This window comes from Sphingomonas endolithica, from assembly GCF_025231525.1.
GTDB classification, from domain to species: Bacteria; Pseudomonadota; Alphaproteobacteria; order Sphingomonadales; family Sphingomonadaceae; genus Sphingomonas; species Sphingomonas endolithica.
In genome coordinates, this window is sequence record NZ_CP103057.1 from 1,041,821 (window position 1) to 1,058,740 (window position 16,920).

The 16,920-nt window shown below is 64.1% G+C and carries 17 protein-coding genes; 9 read left to right on the forward strand and 8 right to left on the reverse strand.

Annotation, left to right across the window (positions count from 1 at the left end; translation table 11 throughout):
- Nucleotides 1–122 precede the first annotated feature (122 nt).
- Both pncB and NV382_RS04975 read left to right on the forward strand, forming a co-directional pair.
- Nucleotides 123–1,427: a nicotinate phosphoribosyltransferase gene (pncB, locus tag NV382_RS04970; protein WP_260599421.1), complete on the forward strand. Its 1,305-nt coding sequence runs from the start codon at nt 123–125 to the stop codon at nt 1,425–1,427.
- A 189-nt stretch (nt 1,428–1,616) separates the two neighbouring features.
- Complete coding sequence (locus NV382_RS04975) at nt 1,617–2,216, forward strand: hemerythrin domain-containing protein (protein WP_260599422.1); 600 nt, start codon at nt 1,617–1,619, stop codon at nt 2,214–2,216.
- 35 nt (nt 2,217–2,251) lie between these two features.
- Here NV382_RS04975 and NV382_RS04980 read toward each other — a convergent pair whose 3' ends face one another.
- From NV382_RS04980 to NV382_RS04990, 3 genes are read right to left on the reverse strand one after another with little or no spacing between them, the layout of a single operon-like run.
- Complete coding sequence (locus tag NV382_RS04980) at nt 2,252–2,812, reverse strand: DUF1190 domain-containing protein (RefSeq protein WP_260599423.1); 561 nt, start codon at nt 2,810–2,812, stop codon at nt 2,252–2,254.
- 13 nt (nt 2,813–2,825) lie between these two features.
- On the reverse strand, nt 2,826–3,239 hold the full coding sequence (locus NV382_RS04985) for a DUF350 domain-containing protein (protein ID WP_260599424.1): 414 nt from the start codon (nt 3,237–3,239) through the stop codon (nt 2,826–2,828).
- Nucleotides 3,240–3,249: 10 nt separating this feature from the next.
- Nucleotides 3,250–3,888, reverse strand: a complete 639-nt coding sequence (locus tag NV382_RS04990) for a YjfK family protein (RefSeq protein WP_260599425.1) — start codon at nt 3,886–3,888, stop codon at nt 3,250–3,252.
- A 113-nt stretch (nt 3,889–4,001) separates the two neighbouring features.
- On the opposite strand from NV382_RS04990, the gene NV382_RS04995 reads away from it, so the two are divergent.
- The 3 genes from NV382_RS04995 to NV382_RS05005 are packed head-to-tail and all read left to right on the forward strand — an operon-like array spanning nt 4,002 to nt 6,350.
- Complete coding sequence (locus NV382_RS04995; RefSeq protein ID WP_260599426.1) at nt 4,002–4,433, forward strand: YjfI family protein; 432 nt, start codon at nt 4,002–4,004, stop codon at nt 4,431–4,433.
- Nucleotides 4,434–4,460: 27 nt separating this feature from the next.
- On the forward strand, nt 4,461–5,183 hold the full coding sequence (locus NV382_RS05000) for a PspA/IM30 family protein (protein ID WP_260599427.1): 723 nt from the start codon (nt 4,461–4,463) through the stop codon (nt 5,181–5,183).
- 3 nt (nt 5,184–5,186) lie between these two features.
- Nucleotides 5,187–6,350, forward strand: a complete 1,164-nt coding sequence (locus NV382_RS05005) for a glutathionylspermidine synthase family protein (protein ID WP_260599428.1) — start codon at nt 5,187–5,189, stop codon at nt 6,348–6,350.
- A 444-nt stretch (nt 6,351–6,794) separates the two neighbouring features.
- Here NV382_RS05005 and NV382_RS05010 read toward each other — a convergent pair whose 3' ends face one another.
- Complete coding sequence (locus tag NV382_RS05010; RefSeq protein WP_260600310.1) at nt 6,795–8,075, reverse strand: glycoside hydrolase family 130 protein; 1,281 nt, start codon at nt 8,073–8,075, stop codon at nt 6,795–6,797.
- 253 nt (nt 8,076–8,328) lie between these two features.
- Here NV382_RS05010 and NV382_RS05015 point away from each other — a divergent pair, with 253 nt between their 5' ends.
- On the forward strand, nt 8,329–8,922 hold the full coding sequence (locus NV382_RS05015) for a CC0125/CC1285 family lipoprotein (protein WP_260599429.1): 594 nt from the start codon (nt 8,329–8,331) through the stop codon (nt 8,920–8,922).
- Nucleotides 8,923–9,092: 170 nt separating this feature from the next.
- Here NV382_RS05015 and secA read toward each other — a convergent pair whose 3' ends face one another.
- Together secA and NV382_RS05025 are read right to left on the reverse strand one after the other, a co-directional pair.
- Nucleotides 9,093–11,828: a preprotein translocase subunit SecA gene (gene secA, locus NV382_RS05020; RefSeq protein WP_260599430.1), complete on the reverse strand. Its 2,736-nt coding sequence runs from the start codon at nt 11,826–11,828 to the stop codon at nt 9,093–9,095.
- A 98-nt stretch (nt 11,829–11,926) separates the two neighbouring features.
- Entirely contained in the window at nt 11,927–12,199 is a 273-nt protein-coding gene (locus NV382_RS05025; RefSeq protein ID WP_260599431.1) for a hypothetical protein, read from the reverse strand.
- A gap of 311 nt (nt 12,200–12,510) precedes the next feature.
- Between NV382_RS05025 and NV382_RS05030 the strand changes: the two genes are divergently transcribed.
- Complete coding sequence (locus NV382_RS05030) at nt 12,511–13,638, forward strand: zinc-binding dehydrogenase (protein WP_260599432.1); 1,128 nt, start codon at nt 12,511–12,513, stop codon at nt 13,636–13,638.
- A gap of 42 nt (nt 13,639–13,680) precedes the next feature.
- Here the strand turns inward: NV382_RS05030 and NV382_RS05035 are convergent, their stop codons facing one another.
- Complete coding sequence (locus NV382_RS05035; protein ID WP_260599433.1) at nt 13,681–14,427, reverse strand: SDR family oxidoreductase; 747 nt, start codon at nt 14,425–14,427, stop codon at nt 13,681–13,683.
- Nucleotides 14,428–14,527: 100 nt separating this feature from the next.
- Here NV382_RS05035 and NV382_RS05040 point away from each other — a divergent pair, with 100 nt between their 5' ends.
- Both NV382_RS05040 and argJ read left to right on the forward strand, forming a co-directional pair.
- Nucleotides 14,528–14,917: a winged helix-turn-helix transcriptional regulator gene (locus NV382_RS05040; RefSeq protein ID WP_260599434.1), complete on the forward strand. Its 390-nt coding sequence runs from the start codon at nt 14,528–14,530 to the stop codon at nt 14,915–14,917.
- Between the two features lie 33 nt (nt 14,918–14,950).
- On the forward strand, nt 14,951–16,177 hold the full coding sequence (gene argJ, locus NV382_RS05045) for a bifunctional glutamate N-acetyltransferase/amino-acid acetyltransferase ArgJ (RefSeq protein ID WP_418066756.1): 1,227 nt from the start codon (nt 14,951–14,953) through the stop codon (nt 16,175–16,177).
- Between the two features lie 340 nt (nt 16,178–16,517).
- Here argJ and trxA read toward each other — a convergent pair whose 3' ends face one another.
- Entirely contained in the window at nt 16,518–16,841 is a 324-nt protein-coding gene (gene trxA, locus NV382_RS05050) for a thioredoxin TrxA (protein ID WP_260599436.1), read from the reverse strand.
- Nucleotides 16,842–16,920: the final 79 nt, after the last annotated feature.

Sequence of the window (16,920 nt, forward strand, 5' to 3'; positions counted from 1 at the left end):
TGCTGTGATAGGTTTCCAGATTGAAGCATCGGGCCAACCAGCGGCCGGTGACAATGTGCCTCGGTCATCGACGATCCCACGCTGTGTAGACGTTTCGCTTCATTGCTGGTTGAGAGATAGGCATGCCCGTCACCGACATAGCCACCCGCACCTATGATCACGGTTTCCGTCTGGATCCGATCGTCCGCAGCCTGCTCGATACGGATTTCTACAAGCTATTGATGCTGCAGATGATCCGGCATCTCTACCCGGACGTGCAGGCCACCTTCGCGCTCATCAACCGGACGAAGAGCGTGCGACTGGCGGACACGATCGACGAGCAAGAATTGCGAGCGCAACTGGATCACGCGCGCACCGTTCGCTTCAGCAAGAAGGAGCTGATCTGGCTCGCCGGCAACAGCTTCGCCGGGCAGGCGCGCATCTTCGGGGCGGATTTTCTCGCCTGGCTCGCCGACTTCCAGCTTCCCGACTACGCGTTGCGCCGCGTGGACGGACAGTTCGAACTGAGCTTTGCGGGTCCGTGGACGCACACGACGATGTGGGAAATCCCGGCGCTCACGATCATCAACGAACTGCGCTCGCGGGCCGCGACCAAGGAGATGGATCGCTTCGCGATGGACGTGCTTTATGCCCGTGCCAAAGCGAAGATGTGGGACAAGGTCGTACGGCTGCGCCCCCTGCCCGATCTCGTCATCTCCGATTTCGGCACGCGCCGGCGCCATGGTTTCCTGTGGCAGCGCTGGTGCGTGGAGGCACTCAAGGAGGGCCTGGGGGGCCGTTTCATCGGCACCTCCAACGTGCTGCTGGCGATGGACAACGATCTCGAGGCGATCGGTACCAACGCCCATGAACTGCCGATGGTGTTTGCCGCGCTCGCGAACGACGAGACGGAGATCGCCTCTGCACCCTACCGCGTGCTCGATGATTGGCGGCGTCATTACGGGGGCAATCTGTTGATCGTGCTTCCCGATGCCTTCGGCACCACGTCCTTCCTCGCTCATGCCCCCGACTGGGTGGCCGACTGGACCGGCTTCCGTCCGGACAGCGCACCGCCAATCCCGGGCGGCGAGCAGATCATCCGCTGGTGGCAGGCACATGGCCGCGATCCCCACTCCAAGCTGTTGATCTTTTCCGACGGCATGGATGTCGATTCGATCGAGGAGACGTATCGGCACTTCGACAAACGCGTGCGGATGAGCTTTGGCTGGGGCACGAACCTGACCAACGATTTCCGCGGCTGCGCGCCCGACGGCACGATCGGGCTGGAGCCGATCTCGCTCGTCGTCAAGGTGACGAGCGCCAACGGCCATCCCGCAGTGAAGCTTTCCGACAACCCTGCGAAGGCGACCGGAGACCCGGACGAGATCGCGCGCTATCTACGCATCTTCGGGACGGACGGGCTCAGAACCGTTGCAGTGTCAGTCTGACCGCCGTCGGCAGATCGGGTCGCTCCCGTTCCGCGACGCGCCAGCGCTTCCATACACATCGACTTAAAGCTTGATGCTGCCGGTTGTGCCGGTCTGCGACCCACAGAGACGCAGGTGGTAGTTTGCGGACCGGGCACTACATAGCGCAGGCGATGAACCCGCAGGCAGCACCCTTCCGAGCGGCGCGCAATGGAGGTGTCGGTGGACGAACCCGCGCATGGAGCGCTTCGTTTAGGCAATCGAGACGGTCTGCCCGACGATATCGCCTTTCTGCGCGCGCACTATCCGCGCGGCGATTGGCGATTGCACACGAACTTCGGGCAACTTGCCGACTTCTGGCTGCAGGTGCATGCCAGCCTCCGTCACGAAGGGAGCGAGGTGTCGCGCCTCGTCGACGCCTTTCGCGATCGGCAGATCGATGCCATCCAGCTTCAGCGCGCCTTCGTCCCGCTGCTCAACGGCTTTCTCCAGCATCTCGATCAGCATCATCGCATCGAGGACAGTCTCTATTTTCCGAAGTTCAGGCTTCTGGACGAACGCATGGTGGTCGGGTTCGATCTGCTGGAGGCGGACCACACGCAAATCCATCACCATCTGGTCGCGACCGTCGAGCATGCGCGCGGATTGCTGAACGCGTTGTCGGCTCCCGGCGAAACCGCGCGTAGGGCGGCAGATAATTACGCCGACACGGCGCGGAACCTCCTCGACCTCCTGGTAAAACATCTCGCCGATGAGGAGGAACTGGTCATTCCCGCGATGCTGCAGCATGGCGAGCGCCCGCTGACCTGAGCACCGCGGGGTGGCGACGGCGGATGCTCAGCAAGCTACCCGCCGAAGCCACCTCGTCCAAAACCCCCGCCGAAGCCGGAACGCGAAATCACCGCGCTCCGCGATTGCACCCTTGCCGGTGCGCGGGCCGACGGGTTGAACGCGCTCGATCCTACCTGGGTGCGCCCGGTGACATAATCACGGCTGATCCGGCCACCGCCGCCGCCGAAATAATTACCGTCGCGATCACGGTACATCGGCGCGCCGCGATAGCCGCCCCCGCCGTTCAGCATCTGCCCGATGACGAAGCCGGTCAGCAGCGGCGTGAAGAAGCTGCCGCTACCGCCATTGCCGCGCGCACATTGCGCGGCGCCGAACTGCGCTTCGCACGCCTGCTGCGTGTCATAACGTGGCGCATTCTGCGCATTGGCCTTTTGCGCCTGGGCATAGGCCGTCTCGCACTGATCCGCCGGGATCTTGCCCGCCGTGCGACATTCGGCGACGCTGGTATAGCTCAGCGCATCGACCGGCTGGTCGGCCGGGCCGTCGCAGGCGGATAGCGACAGGCCGGTGCCCGCCATCAGCGTGGTCAGGACGATGGATTGCGATCGTTTCATGGGCAAGTATCCCTCAGGCGCTCATGCACGCGGCGTTGAGCAGGCCGACGCCGAGCGAAATGCTGGCCATGTAGATCGCCGCAGCCAGTTCGCCGCGCACGATCCGGTCGCTGAAATCGCGCATCACGATCATCCGCACGATCGTGAACGCGACGATCTGGATCACTCCGGCGAGCAATGCCCACACCGCGAATTCGACCAGGCTGACGGTATGTTCGAGCGCCGAGGCAAGCGGCAGGATATAGCCCAGCAACGCCGCCCCCAGCGTGATCGCCGCCGCGACATTGCCCTCGCGGATCAAGGTGCGCTCGTTATACGGCGTCGCCGCCTGGTAGATCACCTTGAACGCGATCGTGAACAGCCCCGCCGCCACGAACGCGACGATGAACGCCACGGCGCTTTCCCAAAAATCATAGCTGTCGGTCATCGTCTTCCCCTCAGGCCCTGAATTCGCCCAGTTCCAGGGCCATGCCTAGCATGATTTCGAACGAAACTTCGCCCGCTTCGTTTTCCTGATCGATCGCCAGCAGCAATTCCGCGCCGCCGCCCTCGATATCGCGGCCGAACAGCATGCAGGTCTGAAAGATGCGGCGATCGACGATGCCGTCGCGATCGTCGTGCAGATCCTCCCAGAACGTCACCGGCTGCTGCTTCTCCGCCTCCGCGCCGAACCAGGCGCGGCTGTATTCGGGCAAACCTTCGTCCGTGAAGGTCCGCGCCGACAGCCGATCGCGCCATTTCGGCCGCTCAAACGGGCCGCTCGGATATTTGCTGTCCCACGGTGCGAACAGCGTGACATCGGTCACGTCCTGCCCTGCGCGATCGTTGGTCACCGCCTGGAACATGACATCGTCGTCGGTGTAGAAACGGTGGATGAACCCGCCATCGTCGAGCGCGACCAGCCCCTGCGCGACGATCTGCAGCGTGTCCGAATCGAACGGGAACAGCAACGCGCCGCCAAAGCGCCGCCACGCCAGCGGATCGAGCACGACGGTGCGGCCGATCGTCACGTTGCGGATCGCGGACAAGGCCGGCTCCGTCGCGACTGGCGTGCGCCCGAACAGGCGATCGAACATCGAAATACCTCGGCTAAAGCTTGGCGGTCCGTTTAGAACAATCGGGCGAGCACCGCTAGCGCCCCTTGGTGGAACGCTTATGTAGGCGGTAGGATTTTGGGAGAGCCGACAAGATGACCGATACCGTCTGGACCGTCCGCACGCTGAAGACCGCGCTCGATGATAGCGCGCCCGTCCGCGACGGCGAATTCGGCCTGCGCATCGTCGAAGGAGTCGATCCGGTGCTGCTCGTCACCATGCATCAGCACGGCGATCTCGAGGCGTTCGTCAACGTTAGCGAGGAACAGATCGCCGCCTCCGTTCTGCTCTGGCCATGCGACGAACAGCGCGATCGCGCTGCGTTCAACGAATTCCTGTTGAAGGCGCAGAAGCTCGTGCCCTTGTCCAATTTCGGCATCGCCACGGTCGACGGCCGCGATTTCTACGAACTGTTCGGCGAGCTGGCGACCGACACGCCGCTGCACACGATCGTCACCGAACTGCGTGCGCTGGCCGACAACGCCATCGACGCCGCGACCGAATTGCGCGCGAACTTTGCCGCCTGACCCCCTTTCCGCTGGAGTAATTTCGACATGGCTATCTGGAGCAAACTCTTCACGCTCGGCCGCGCCGGCGCCAACGAGGCCGCCACTGCGGTCGTCGATCGCAACGCGCTGCGCATCCTCGACCAGGAAATCCGCGATGCCGACAAGGCACAAGGCAAGGCGCGCGACGATCTCGCCGGCCTCGTCGCCCGCCGCCGCCTCCTCGAAACCGAGGTCGAGAGCTACCGTGCCCAGGCGGCCAAGTATGAAACCTCCGCGCGGCTGGCGATGGACAAGGGCGACATGGATCTCGCGCGCCAGGTGGCGCAGCGCGTCGCCGATCTCGAACAGGATATCGCCATGAAGGCGCCGCAGATCGAGGACATGCGCGGCGCAGAGGACCAAATCCACAAGGCGGTCGCCGCTACCGATCGCAAGATCGAGCAGCTGCGCCGCGAGGTCGAAGTCGTCAAGGTCAACGAATCCGTGCAGCAGGCGCAGTCCACCGTGGCCGCGGCCGGCGCCGGCTCGTCGCTCGGCTCGGCGGCGGAAAGCCTCGCCCGCATTCGCGAGCGCCAAGCGATCCGCGGCGAGAAGATCAAGGCCGCGGGCGAGCTCGAGGATCGCCGCACCGGTGCCGATCTCGACGAGAAGCTGCGCCTCGCCGGAATCACGCCAGGCCATTCCTCCGCCGACGATGTGCTCGCCCGCCTCGCCCCGCCCAAGCCGACGCTGCAGATCGAGCAGCGCGACGATACGCGCGACGCCTGAGCCATGCGCCGCCTCACGCTCCCGCCGCGCGCCGATTGGCGTGCCAAGGCCGATGCCATCGGCTTCGTCTATCATGACACGGACGGCACGGCCTATTGGGACGAGAGCGCGGCCTATGCCTTCACTCTCAAGGAAATCGACGACGATATCGAACCGGCGGCGGCGGAGCTGCACGCGATGTGCCTCGATCTCGTCGAAGAAGTGGTGCGCGACGAAGCATTGCTAACCAAGCTGGCGATCCCGGCCGAGCAGCACGATTTCGTCGCGGCAAGCTGGCGCACCAGACAGCCGTCGCTCTACGGTCGCTTCGATTTCGCTTACGACGGCAGCGGCCCGGCCAAGCTCTACGAATATAACGCCGACACGCCGACCTCGGTGTTCGAATGCGCGACGTTCCAATGGCTATGGCTGGAGGAACTGATCGCCAGCGGCGGCCTGCCCGCCGGCGTCGACCAGTTCAACAGCCTGTTCGACAAGCTGCGCGACCGGTTCAAGGCGATCTTCCCAACCGGCGGCTTCGTCCATTTCGCCGCCGACGGCAGCACGATCGAGGATCGCCAGACCGTTCGCTTCTTCGAGGATCTCGCCGCCCAGGCGGGGATCGAACCCAAATATGTCGAGATGAAGGATATCGGGCTGAATGCGGCGGGTCGCTTCGTCGATGCCGAGAATTTCGAATTGCAGGCGGCGTTCAAGCTCTACCCGTGGGAGATCATGTTCCGCGAGCCTTATGCCGCCAACCTCACCAAGGCAGGCGTGCGCTGGATCGAACCCGCCTGGAAGTCGGTGCTGTCGAACAAGGGCTTGCTGCCATTGCTTTGGGCGCGGCACAAGGGCCACCCGAACCTGCTCCCCGCCTTCTTCGACGACGATCCCGCCGCCGCATCGCTTGGCGACTCCTACGTCCGCAAGCCGCTCTTCTCGCGCGAAGGCGCCAATGTCGCCGTCACGCAATCCGGCGTGACGGCGACGACTCTCGACGAAGGCTATGGCGAGGAAGGCTTCATCCGCCAGGCCTTCCACCCTGCCCCCATGTTCGATGGCCGCCACGCGGTGATCGGCGCCTGGATCGTCGGCGACGAACCCGCCGGCATCGGCATGCGCGAGGACGACGCACTGGTCACGCGCAACCTCGCACGCTTCGTGCCGCATTATATCGAGGCGTGAGCGCGGCATCTGAACGGTGACGCTGGGGAAGGAAGATGCCGTCATGGTCCATCTCGAAGGCGTCGCCTGAAGGTTAAGGGATCATGACTTCACCTCGCCCGTTCGTGCTGAGTAGAGACCGAGTAGGCCGCAGGCCGTATCGAGGGCTCGTATCGAAGCACCTTGGAGCGCGGTATCGCGTGTCCTTCGATACGCCCTCTCGATACGCGCTTCGCGCTACTCGATGCCTGTCCTGAGCGCCTGCCCTTGCAGGCAGTCGAAGGGGCTACTCAGGACGAATGGGGTGAGTTGCCCCAAGTCATCGAGCTCTAATCCCTTCCCCACTGGAGGGGCGCGGCTCGGCTTCTTCAGCCGAGTGGTGGAGGGGTAGCCACAAGCGTGATGCTGCCCGGCTACCCCTCGCGCCTCAATGGATCACCTGCGCCAATCAAGCGACCGGCAGCATCACTCCATCGCCGCCAGCAGATCATCCAGGTGCACCGTGGCAAACGTCGCGAAATCGTCGGCGACGCCGTAGGGCAGCAACAGCGTACGATCGCGCACCAGCGCACCGCAGCTATACACGACGTTCGGCACGTACCCGTCCCGCTCCTTCGGGCTGGGATGGACCAGAGGCAGTGGCATCCGTGCCAGCACCTTGGAGGGATCGTCCTTGTCGAGCAGGCACGCACCCATGCAATAATTGCGCACCGTGCCCACGCCGTGCGTCAGCAGCAGCCAGCCCTCCTCGATCTCGATCGGCGAGCCGCAATTGCCCATCTGCACGAACTCCCACGGATATTTCGGGCGGACGATGCGGCGGCCGCCATTCCACGTGAAGAGATCGTCGGATTCCAGCAGCCAGATATTCTCATTGTCGTGCCGCCCGATCATCGCATAGCGGCCGTTCACCCGGCGCGGGAACAGCGCCATGCCCTTGCCGCCCGCCGCGTCACCCTGCAGCGGCCGCATCTCGAAGCTTCGGAAGTCCTCCGACGACAGCAGTTCGGATCGCGCTGCCGAGCCGCTGAACGCGGTATAGGTGCCGTAATAGTGCAAGCTGCCATCGTCTTCGGTGAATTGTACGAGCCGCAAATCCTCGATGCCCTGGTGCTGGCTCGGCGTGATCGGGAACAGCACCGTCTCGGAGACGTCGCGGCTGCCGCCGCAATGCAGGTGCACGACCGTCGTGTCGTCACCCTCGCCGCGATGTTCGATGATCGGCGGCATCGCGGTGGGGCTTGCCACGTCCACGGTCGGCAAGGCGCCCGGCGTCCAGCTGCCGATGCGAAACGTCACCGACGAAACATGGCCCTCGCCGATCCCGCGCAGCGACATGATGAAACGCACGCCGCCATCCTCGAGCCCGGACTGGTCGGGGTGGACGACGATGCTGGGATTGAACAAGGCGGCCGCTTCGAACGAATATTCCTGGCAGAAATAGGCACCGATCAGCAATGCACGTGCTTCCTCGATCGTCCCGCTGTCCAGCCCGATCTGCTTGGCGATTTCCTCGAAGCGGCGCATCAGCAGCGCATCGACATCCCGGTGCCGCTCGTCGAGCGAGTCGGTGACGCGTGCGCGATCGTCCTCCAGTTCCTGCGGCGACATGCCCAGCACGCGATCGACGATGCGCTGCGTCCTGGGATGCCCGGCGATGGCAAAAGCGGCCGGATCTTCAGGCGCGAAGGGCCGGATCACCGTGCGCGAGGGGTCCGGCCGCAACAAAATGGCCGAGTGTGTCATGATGTCGGTACCGCTCACGCCAGCATCCTTGTGTTACGTCGTCGAAACGGCATAACCTGCGGCGGCGGAAAAGGCCCATAGGAAGAGACAATATTCTCGCGCTGCAAGCACTTAGCAATGTTCGTCAGCGCTCATTCATCTTGCAAGTTCAATATGTTGACAGTCACCTGCGGACCCTTGCAGCATCTAAATCGTTCCCCATCTCGTATATCACAGCGCGTCCTGCCGCAGGGAGGCGTTCCTGGAGGAAGACATGTCGAAATTTACCATGAAGTTCGGCGGAGCGTTGCTTGCCGCCACGGCCACCCTGGCACTGTCAGCCTGCGCAACCGAAACCACCTACCGTCCGGCAACCGGCTCGGGCTTTGCACGCACCGGCTATAGCGATCGTCAAATCGAACCCAACCGCTATATCGTCAGCTTCTCGGGCAACAGCTACACCTCGCGCGACACGGTCGAGAAGTATCTGTTCTTCCGCGCGGCCGAACTGACGCTGGCGCGCGGCTATGACAACTTCATTCTCGCCGATAAGGAAACCGACCTGCGCAGCCGCACCTACAGCACGCCGGGCCTGGGCTATGGCGGTTTCGGTGGCGGCTATGGCGCATTCGGCGGCTGGGGCCCCAGCTGGCGCTATCGCGGCCGCGGCTTCGGCTGGCGCTCGTGGAGCCCGTTCTATGGCGATCCCTTCTTCGATCGCAGCATGGACGTGCAGACGATCGACAAGTTCGAAGCTAATGCCGAGATCGTGATGGGCAAGGGTCCCAAGCCCAAGGACAACATCCGCGCCTTCGACGCGCGGGCGGTGATCGAGAGCATCGGGCCAAGCGTGGTCGTGCCGAAGTAAGGTCCGCCACTTGCGCTAACGAAAAGCCGCCGTGCCCCGAGGCACGGCGGCTTTTTAATGTTCCCCGGCGGAGGCCGGAGCCCAGCTTTGCCGAAGGCAAGCCGCAAGCACCGCGGCCCCCGTTATGATTTACCGCCCCGGATCCCGGCCTTGGCCGCGGATCAGGAAAGTCAGACCGCCCCGTGGCAATGCTTGTACTTGTTGCCCGATCCGCACGGGCACGGCGCGTTGCGGCTCACCTGCCCCGCCCAGTCGGCCGGATCTTCCCCGATATTGCTGCCATCAGGCTGCGGGATCGACAGCGGCGGCAGCCGCGTCTGGATCAGCCCGAGCGAGCCCGCATCCACGTCGTTGCTGTCGTCCAACCCGGTGAACGGGTCGAAATGCGTGGTGATGAAATCGGGCAGATCGGGTAATGCCGGCGCCTCGTTCACGCCGAACTCGGCATAGGCGATCGTCCGCGTCACGTCTTCGCGGATGCTGTCGAGCATGCGCTCGAACAGCGAGAAGGCTTCCTGCTTATACTCGTTGATCGGCGTCTTCTGCGCATAGGCGCGCAGATGGACGACCTGGCGCAACGCATCGAGCGTTGCCAGATGCTCCTTCCAGTGATGGTCGAGATTCTGCAGCAGGATCGACTTCTCGACCTGGATCCACACGTCGGGTTCCAGCTGCGCCGCCTTGTCGGCGACCTGCGCATCGGCGGCTTCGCGCACGCGTTCGACCACCATCTCCGGATCGATCGCCTCTTCCTTCAGCCACTCCTCGATCGGCGGATCGACCGCCAGCGTGGTCAGCAGCTTCTCCTTGAGCGTAGCGACATCCCATTGCTCGGGGTATGAATTGGGCGGGCACGCCTCGCCGACGATCGCGTTGACCGTCTCGCTGCGCATGTCGGTCACCACGTCACCGACCGTCTCGGCATCCATGATGTCGCTGCGCTGCTCGTACACCACCTTGCGCTGGTCATTCATCACGTCATCATATTCGACGACCTGCTTGCGGATGTCGTAGTTGCGCGCCTCGACCTTCTTCTGCGCGGTCTCGATCGCCTTGCTCAGCCACTTGCTGCCGATCGCCTCGCCGTCGCCGATATTGTTGCGCATCATCCGCGCGAACAGCGTGTCCGGCCCGAAGATGCGCAGCAGGTCGTCGTCGAGGCTGAGATAGAAGCGCGACAGGCCGGGATCGCCCTGGCGGCCGGCGCGACCGCGCAGCTGGTTGTCGATGCGGCGGCTTTCGTGACGCTCGGTGCCGAGCACGAACAACCCGCCGGCCGCCAGCACTTCGGCCTTCTCGACCGCGATCTGCGCCTTGATGCGCGCGATCGCCTCGTCGCGTTCCGGCCCCTCGGGCATCTCGGCGAGCTCGTCCTCGACCATGAATTCCAGATTGCCGCCAAGCTGAATATCGGTACCACGCCCCGCCATGTTGGTCGCGATCGTAACCGCCGACTTGCGCCCGGCCTGCGCGACGATATGCGCCTCCATCTCATGGAAGCGCGCGTTCAGCACCTTGTGCTCGACGCCTTCCTTGACGAGGAATTCGCTCAGCAGCTCCGATTTCTCGATCGACACGGTGCCGACCAGCACCGGTTGGCCCAACTCTGCGTGGTGCTTGATCTTCTTGGCGATCGCCGCGAACTTGTCGGCAGTGTCCTTGTAAAACTCGTCCTCCTCGTCGACGCGCTTGATGTCGACGTTGGTGGGGATCGTCACGACGTTCATCCTGTAGATGTCGAAGAATTCCGCCGCCTCGGTCGCGGCAGTGCCGGTCATGCCGCTGAGTTTCGGATACATGCGGAAATAATTCTGGAACGTGATCGAGGCCATGGTCTGGTTCTCTGGCTCGATCTCCACACCCTCCTTGGCCTCGACCGCCTGGTGCAGGCCATCCGACCAGCGGCGACCGTCCATCATGCGCCCGGTGAATTCATCGATGATGATGACCTTGCCGTCCTTGACGATGTAATCGATGTCCGCCTTGAACATCACGATCGCGCGCAGCGCCTGGTTGAGGTGATGCACGACCTGTGTGTTCTCGAAATCGTACAGGTTGTCGCCCTGCAACAGCCCGTCGGCCTCGAGCATACGCTCGACCTTCTCGGTGCCGTCTTCGGTCAGGATGATCGTCTTCTGCTTCTCGTCCTTCTCGTAATCGCCCGGCACCAGCCGCTTCACGACCAGATCGACCGAGCGGTACAGGTCCGTCTTGTCGTCGGTCGGCCCGGAGATGATCAGCGGCGTGCGCGCTTCGTCGATCAGCACCGAATCGACCTCGTCGACGATCGCCATCGCGAACGGGCGCTGCACCATGCTGGTCCGCTCGTACTTCATGTTATCACGCAGGTAATCGAAGCCGAATTCATTGTTCGTGCCGTAGGTGATGTCCGCGGCATAGGCCTCGCGACGCTGCGCGTCGGTCAGGTTGGGGATGATCGTGCCCGTGGTGAGGCCGAGGAAGTTGTACACCTGCCCCATCCACTCGGCGTCGCGCGCGGCAAGGTAATCGTTGACGGTGATGACGTGGACGCCGTCGCCCGGCAGCGCGTTGAGATAGGTGGCCAGCGTCGCGACCAACGTCTTGCCCTCGCCGGTGCGCATCTCGGCGATCTCGCCGCGGTGGAGCACGATGCCGCCGACCAGCTGCACGTCATAATGGCGCTGCCCCAGCACGCGCTTGGCCGCTTCGCGCACCGTGGCGAACGCCTCGGGCAGCAGATCGTCGAGCTTGGTGCCGTTCGCCAAGCGCTCGCGGAAGACGATCGTCTGACGGGACAATTCCTCATCCGACATGGCCGAGATGGTCGGCTCGAACGCGCCGATCTTGTTGACGATGACGCCAAGCGACTTGACGTAGCGGTCGTTGGACGACCCGAAGAGCGATTTGGCAAAGCCGCCGAGCATGGAGAATTCCTGTACGTTCAAAGGGCGCGCACGCGAGGAGCGGCGACGAAGGAGATCGGTTCGGGGAAAGCGCGGACGTTGGTCCCGCGCTCAGGCGCTTACCGGCGCAATTTGCTCAGATAGAGCGGGATCGGTGCGGCGAGCGCCAAAGCGGCATTGCCGACCAACACGCGCGACGTTGCAGCCGCCGTCGGCTGGACGACAAGCGCGAGCCAGGAGCGTTGCCGCTGTACGGCAACCAGCGCCGCACTGGCGGCTTGCTCGCCGGTCATCGCGGCGCTTTGATGGAACTGCGCCTCGCCCACGCGCACGCCCGAGATGACGCCGGTCAGCGCGCTCAGCATGGCGGAGAGGAACAGTAACAGCGGCACGTATCATCCTATGACAGTCACGTGTTGCCGGAGGCTGAACGCGAACCGGCCGGACATACTTGCTGCCTGCGGCTTCGCCTAGAGGCAATCGACTGGGGCGGCTTGCCCCTTCTAGTTCCCCGGCGAAGGCCGGGGCCCAGTTGAGGAACGTAGGTTGGTAAGCGTCGCGCGCCATTACGTCGACCTTCCCGACTGGGCCCCGCCTTCGCCGGGGAGCAAGACGCGCTGGCGTGCTAGCCAAACTGCTCGCCTGCCGATACGCATGGACACAGAAACGCCCGCACCAAGCAGGCACAGCATGGAGCAGAAAATTGACCGACACGATCCCCACGCATGCCAAGCAACTGTTCTCGACCGTCACCGAAGACGGCCGCCTCGAACTCGCCATGCGCACCGTGCCCGTGAACGAACCGGGTGATGACGAGGTGCTGATCCGCGTCGATGCCGCACCGATCAATCCGTCCGATCTAGGCGTCATGCTGACGGTCGCCGACAGCAACGCCTTCGAAGCGGGGGAGGACAGCGCGTCTGCCGCAATCCCGGAGGCGATGCTGCGCCACGTCGCCGCGCGCAAGGGTATCTCCATTCCGATCGGCAATGAAGGCGCAGGCCTGGTCGTCCAGGCAGGCTCCTCGCCCGCAGCGCAGGCCCTGCTCGGCAAAACCGTCGCGCTGGCGGGTGGCGGCATGTACGCGACCTATCGCGTGGCCAAGGCAAGTGCGTGCATGGTCGTACCGGAGGGCACATCCGCCGAAGAAGCCGCCTCATCCTTCGTCAACCCGCTCACCGCGCTGGCCATGGTCGGCACGATGCGGCTCGACGGTTACAAGGCACTGATCCACACCGCGGCCGCCTCCAACCTGGGACAGATGCTGGTGAAGCTGTGCCTCGCGGAAGGCATCGAGCTGGTCAATATCGTGCGCAGCGCAGAGCAGGTCGCGCTGCTAAAGTCACTCGGCGCACGTCACGTGGTCGATTCGTCGCAGCCCGATTTCATGAAGGCACTGACCGAAGCGATCGCCGAGACCCAGGCCTTCCTGGCGTTCGATGCGATCGGCGGCGGACGGCTTGCCGGACAGATCCTGACGGCGATGGAGGCGGCGGCGCTCAAGACGCAAAAGGCAAACGGCCCTTATGGCTCGACGCAGTACAAGCAGGTCTATCTCTACGGCGGGCTCAACACCGCAGCGACCGAGATCACGCGCGGCTTCGGCATGTCGTGGGGTATCGGTGGCTTCCTGCTGACCTATTTCATGCAGCGCGTCGGGCAGGAGGAGACGGCGGCGCTCCGCTCGCGGGTCGCGCGCGAGCTGAAGACGACATTCGCCAGCACCTATACCAGCCGCATCACGCTGGCGCTGGCGATCGAGCCCGCAACCATCGCGGCCTATAATCGGCGCGCTACGGGCGCGAAGTATCTGATCTTGCCGCAGGGGTGACAATTACCTGCCCCCCTCCCTGAAAGGGAGGGGGGCAAAAAGTCAGCCGTTCACAGCCGCGAAGACTCTGTCGTAATTCCCGCTCGCCTCCGCCGTGCGCAGGAACTGCACGCGCTCGACGCCATTCTCGGGCCCGGTCGGATGTGCCTTCAGCAGCGCCACCGTCTCGGCGATATACGCATCCAGCGGCATCGACTGCGGGTTCTCCGCATGCCCCGGCATCAGATCGGTCGCCACGCCCGGCGGCGAGATTTCGATCACGTCGATGCTGGTGTCGCGCAGTTGATGGCGCAGCGACTGGCTCCAGGAATGGATCGCCGCCTTGGTCGCGCTATAGGTGGGTGTTGCGGCCAGCGGCACGAAGGCCAAACCGGACGACACCGTCATCACCGTGGCGCTCGGCTGCTGGCGGAGATGCGGGAGCAACGCCGCCGTCAGCCGGATCGGACCCAGCAGGTTCGTGGTGATGGTGGCTTCGACCACGCCGAGATCGAACGGTTCGGCGAGCAGATCCTCCGCCACCATAATGCCGGCATTGTTGATCACCACGTTGAGTGCCGGATAATCCCCGGTAACCTGCGCTGCGAACTTCGTGATCGCCTGCGGATCGGCGACATCGAGCACGGCATAATGCATGCCCGGATTGTCCGCGGCGGTCTCCTTCAGCGCCGCTTCGCGCCGGCCGGTGACGATCACCTCGTTCCCCTCCGCCTGGAGTGCCACCGCGAGTGCCCGCCCGATACCCGATGCGCCGCCGGTGATGAGAATGGTGTTGCCGCTGATGTTCATCGTTTCTGCTCCTGTGATTGCCTGTAAGCACTGATATAGAGCGGCACTTACCGACCGAAAGTAGGCACCGGAATGTGCCATACGCACCAAGAGGAAACCAATGTCCGTCGCCGCGTTCGAGAGCTATCCGCAAGCCGATCCCGAGGTCGATGCGCTCGTCACCGACGTGATCGGCCGCGTTGCCGACAAATGGACCATGCTGGTGCTGGAAGTGCTGGTGGAACATGGCGAGTTGCGGTTCACGCGATTGGGCCAGCTGACCGGCAAGATCAGCCAGAAGATGCTGACGCAGACCCTGCGCGCGATGGAGCGCGACGGGCTGATCGTGCGCACGGTGCACCCGGTGGTGCCGCCCAAGGTGGAATATCGCCTGACCGATCTCGGTTACACCCTGGCCGGCGCGTTCTGTGGCGTCTGGGAATGGGCGGCCGAAAATCTGGAGCGTATTCAAAAAAGCCGCGCGGCATTCGACGCGCGTACCGACGGCTGACTATTTGCGTGGGCGCCCGCGCCATCTATGAGGATGGCCATGACCATTTCCCCGCTTGCCTCGCTTTTTCCCACGCTGCCGGCCATCGCCGGCGTCACGCCGCGCATCGCCCGCGCGCAGTACAAGAATTGGGACCGCTGCGACCTGACCTTCGTGACGTTCGCCGAGGGCACCACCGCCGCCGGCGTGCTGACGCAGAGCAAATGCCCGTCGCCGGAAGTAGAATGGTGCCGCAAGGCGCTGACGCTCGGCAATGCGCGCGCGCTGGTGGTGAACGCGGGCAACTCCAACGCCTTTACCGGCGCGCGTGGGCGTAGCGCGGTCGAGGCGATCGCCGCGCGGACGGCGCAAGCGCTCGGCTGCCAGCCCTCTGACGTCTATGTCGCATCAACGGGCGTGATCGGCGTGCCGCTGCCGATCGACAAGGCCGAGGCCGGCCTGGATGCCGCATTCGTCGCGGACGTATGCAGCTGGCAGGACGCCACCAACACGATCGGCACGACCGACACTTTCCCCAAGGCGGCCACCACCTCGGCGATCGTCGATGGCAAGACGATCAACCTGGTCGGCATCATCAAGGGTTCGGGGATGATCGCGCCGGACATGGCGACGATGCTCGGCTTCATCTTCACCGATGCGGCGGTCGATGGCGCGTTCCTGCAGGGGTGCCTGGCCGCGGCAAACGCCACCAGCTTCTCGTGCATCACCGTGGATAGCGACACCTCGACCAGCGACACCGTGCTTGCCTTCGCCACGGGCCGCGCGGGCAACACGCCGCTGACCTCGTCGGACAATGACGGCGCAGATGCCTTTGCCGCGGCGCTTGCCGATCTATGCCGCCAACTGGCGCACCTCGTCGTGCGCGATGGCGAGGGGGCGACCAAGTTCATCCGCATCGATGTCGACGGCGCGGAGAGCGACCGCAGCGCGCATCGCATCGCCATGTCCGTCGCCAATTCGCCACTGGTGAAGACCGCCATCGCCGGCGAGGACGCCAATTGGGGACGCGTCGTCATGGCGGTGGGCAAAGCCGGCGAACCGGCAGAGCGCGACAAGCTCGCCATCCGCTTCGGCGCGACGCAAGTGGCGGAAGGCGGGCTGGCGGTGGAAGGATATGACGAGGCACCGGTGGCGGCGCATCTGAAGGGTAGCGACGTCGAGATCGGGGTGGAGCTGGGGCTCGGCGAAGGCCGTGCCACGGTGTGGACCTGCGACCTGACGCACGGCTACATCTCGATCAACGCGGATTATCGGTCGTAGGGCAAGACGCGCGCTCAGGTACGGCGCGTTGCGCGGTGGTTTGTGGATGCAGTGGTCCATAATGCGCTTGCATCAACCCCATCGTCACCCCGGACTTGGTCCGGGGTCCACCAAGCCGCTTACGACGGGGATAGTGCCTCGAACGCACAGCGTGCTGCACGGTGGACCCCGGAACAAGTCCGGGGTGACGATCAGGGAGCCGGACTGCCTTGGGCGAACGGCCGGTCTAGGCTAGCCCGCATCAGGCAACGGCCAGTGCTCCCGCGAACGCCGAAGCCCAGGGTCGCAAAGACGGCGTCCTGCGACCCTGGGCTCGTGCCTGCGCAGAAGCCCAATCAACTCAGGCCAGTTCGCCTTCCAGCCAGGCCTTGATCCGGCCCTTGGGCTCGGCGCCGACCTTGGTCGCAGCAGGCACGCCGTCCTTGAACAGGATCATCGTCGGGATGCCGCGCACGCCGTAGCGGCCCGGCGCATCGGGATTCTCGTCGATGTTGAGCTTGGCGATCGTCACCTGCTCGCCTAGTTCCTCGGAAATCTCTTCGAGGCTCGGCCCGATCATCTTGCACGGGCCACACCATTCGGCCCAGAAATCGACCAGCACCGGGCCATCGGCCTTCAGCACGTCATTGTCCCAGCTGGTATCGGTAATCTGCTTGGTCGCCATGATATTCTCCTTGTCTTCACCAATCTAGGCACGCGGGCCACAACCCTCAAGCGCGCGAGGGCAAGCTTTGCTCCCCACG

What these genes read in the sequence shown, in the direction of transcription:
- NV382_RS04980 (WP_260599423.1), bottom strand. Translation starts at nt 2,812, where the DNA reads ATGAAACGATCGCAATCCATCGTCCTGACCACGCTGATGGCGGGCACC.
- NV382_RS05035 (WP_260599433.1), bottom strand. Translation starts at nt 14,427, where the DNA reads ATGAACATCAGCGGCAACACCATTCTCATCACCGGCGGCGCATCGGGT.
- NV382_RS04990 (WP_260599425.1), bottom strand. Translation starts at nt 3,888, where the DNA reads ATGTTCGATCGCCTGTTCGGGCGCACGCCAGTCGCGACGGAGCCGGCC.
- NV382_RS04975 (WP_260599422.1), top strand. Translation starts at nt 1,617, where the DNA reads ATGGAGGTGTCGGTGGACGAACCCGCGCATGGAGCGCTTCGTTTAGGC.
- NV382_RS05010 (WP_260600310.1), bottom strand. Translation starts at nt 8,075, where the DNA reads ATGACACACTCGGCCATTTTGTTGCGGCCGGACCCCTCGCGCACGGTG.
- NV382_RS04985 (WP_260599424.1), bottom strand. Translation starts at nt 3,239, where the DNA reads ATGACCGACAGCTATGATTTTTGGGAAAGCGCCGTGGCGTTCATCGTC.
- NV382_RS04995 (WP_260599426.1), top strand. Translation starts at nt 4,002, where the DNA reads ATGACCGATACCGTCTGGACCGTCCGCACGCTGAAGACCGCGCTCGAT.
- secA (WP_260599430.1), bottom strand. Translation starts at nt 11,828, where the DNA reads ATGCTCGGCGGCTTTGCCAAATCGCTCTTCGGGTCGTCCAACGACCGC.
- pncB (WP_260599421.1), top strand. Translation starts at nt 123, where the DNA reads ATGCCCGTCACCGACATAGCCACCCGCACCTATGATCACGGTTTCCGT.
- argJ (WP_418066756.1), top strand. Translation starts at nt 14,951, where the DNA reads ATGGCCATGACCATTTCCCCGCTTGCCTCGCTTTTTCCCACGCTGCCG.
- NV382_RS05000 (WP_260599427.1), top strand. Translation starts at nt 4,461, where the DNA reads ATGGCTATCTGGAGCAAACTCTTCACGCTCGGCCGCGCCGGCGCCAAC.
- trxA (WP_260599436.1), bottom strand. Translation starts at nt 16,841, where the DNA reads ATGGCGACCAAGCAGATTACCGATACCAGCTGGGACAATGACGTGCTG.
- NV382_RS05015 (WP_260599429.1), top strand. Translation starts at nt 8,329, where the DNA reads ATGTCGAAATTTACCATGAAGTTCGGCGGAGCGTTGCTTGCCGCCACG.
- NV382_RS05040 (WP_260599434.1), top strand. Translation starts at nt 14,528, where the DNA reads ATGTCCGTCGCCGCGTTCGAGAGCTATCCGCAAGCCGATCCCGAGGTC.
- NV382_RS05005 (WP_260599428.1), top strand. Translation starts at nt 5,187, where the DNA reads ATGCGCCGCCTCACGCTCCCGCCGCGCGCCGATTGGCGTGCCAAGGCC.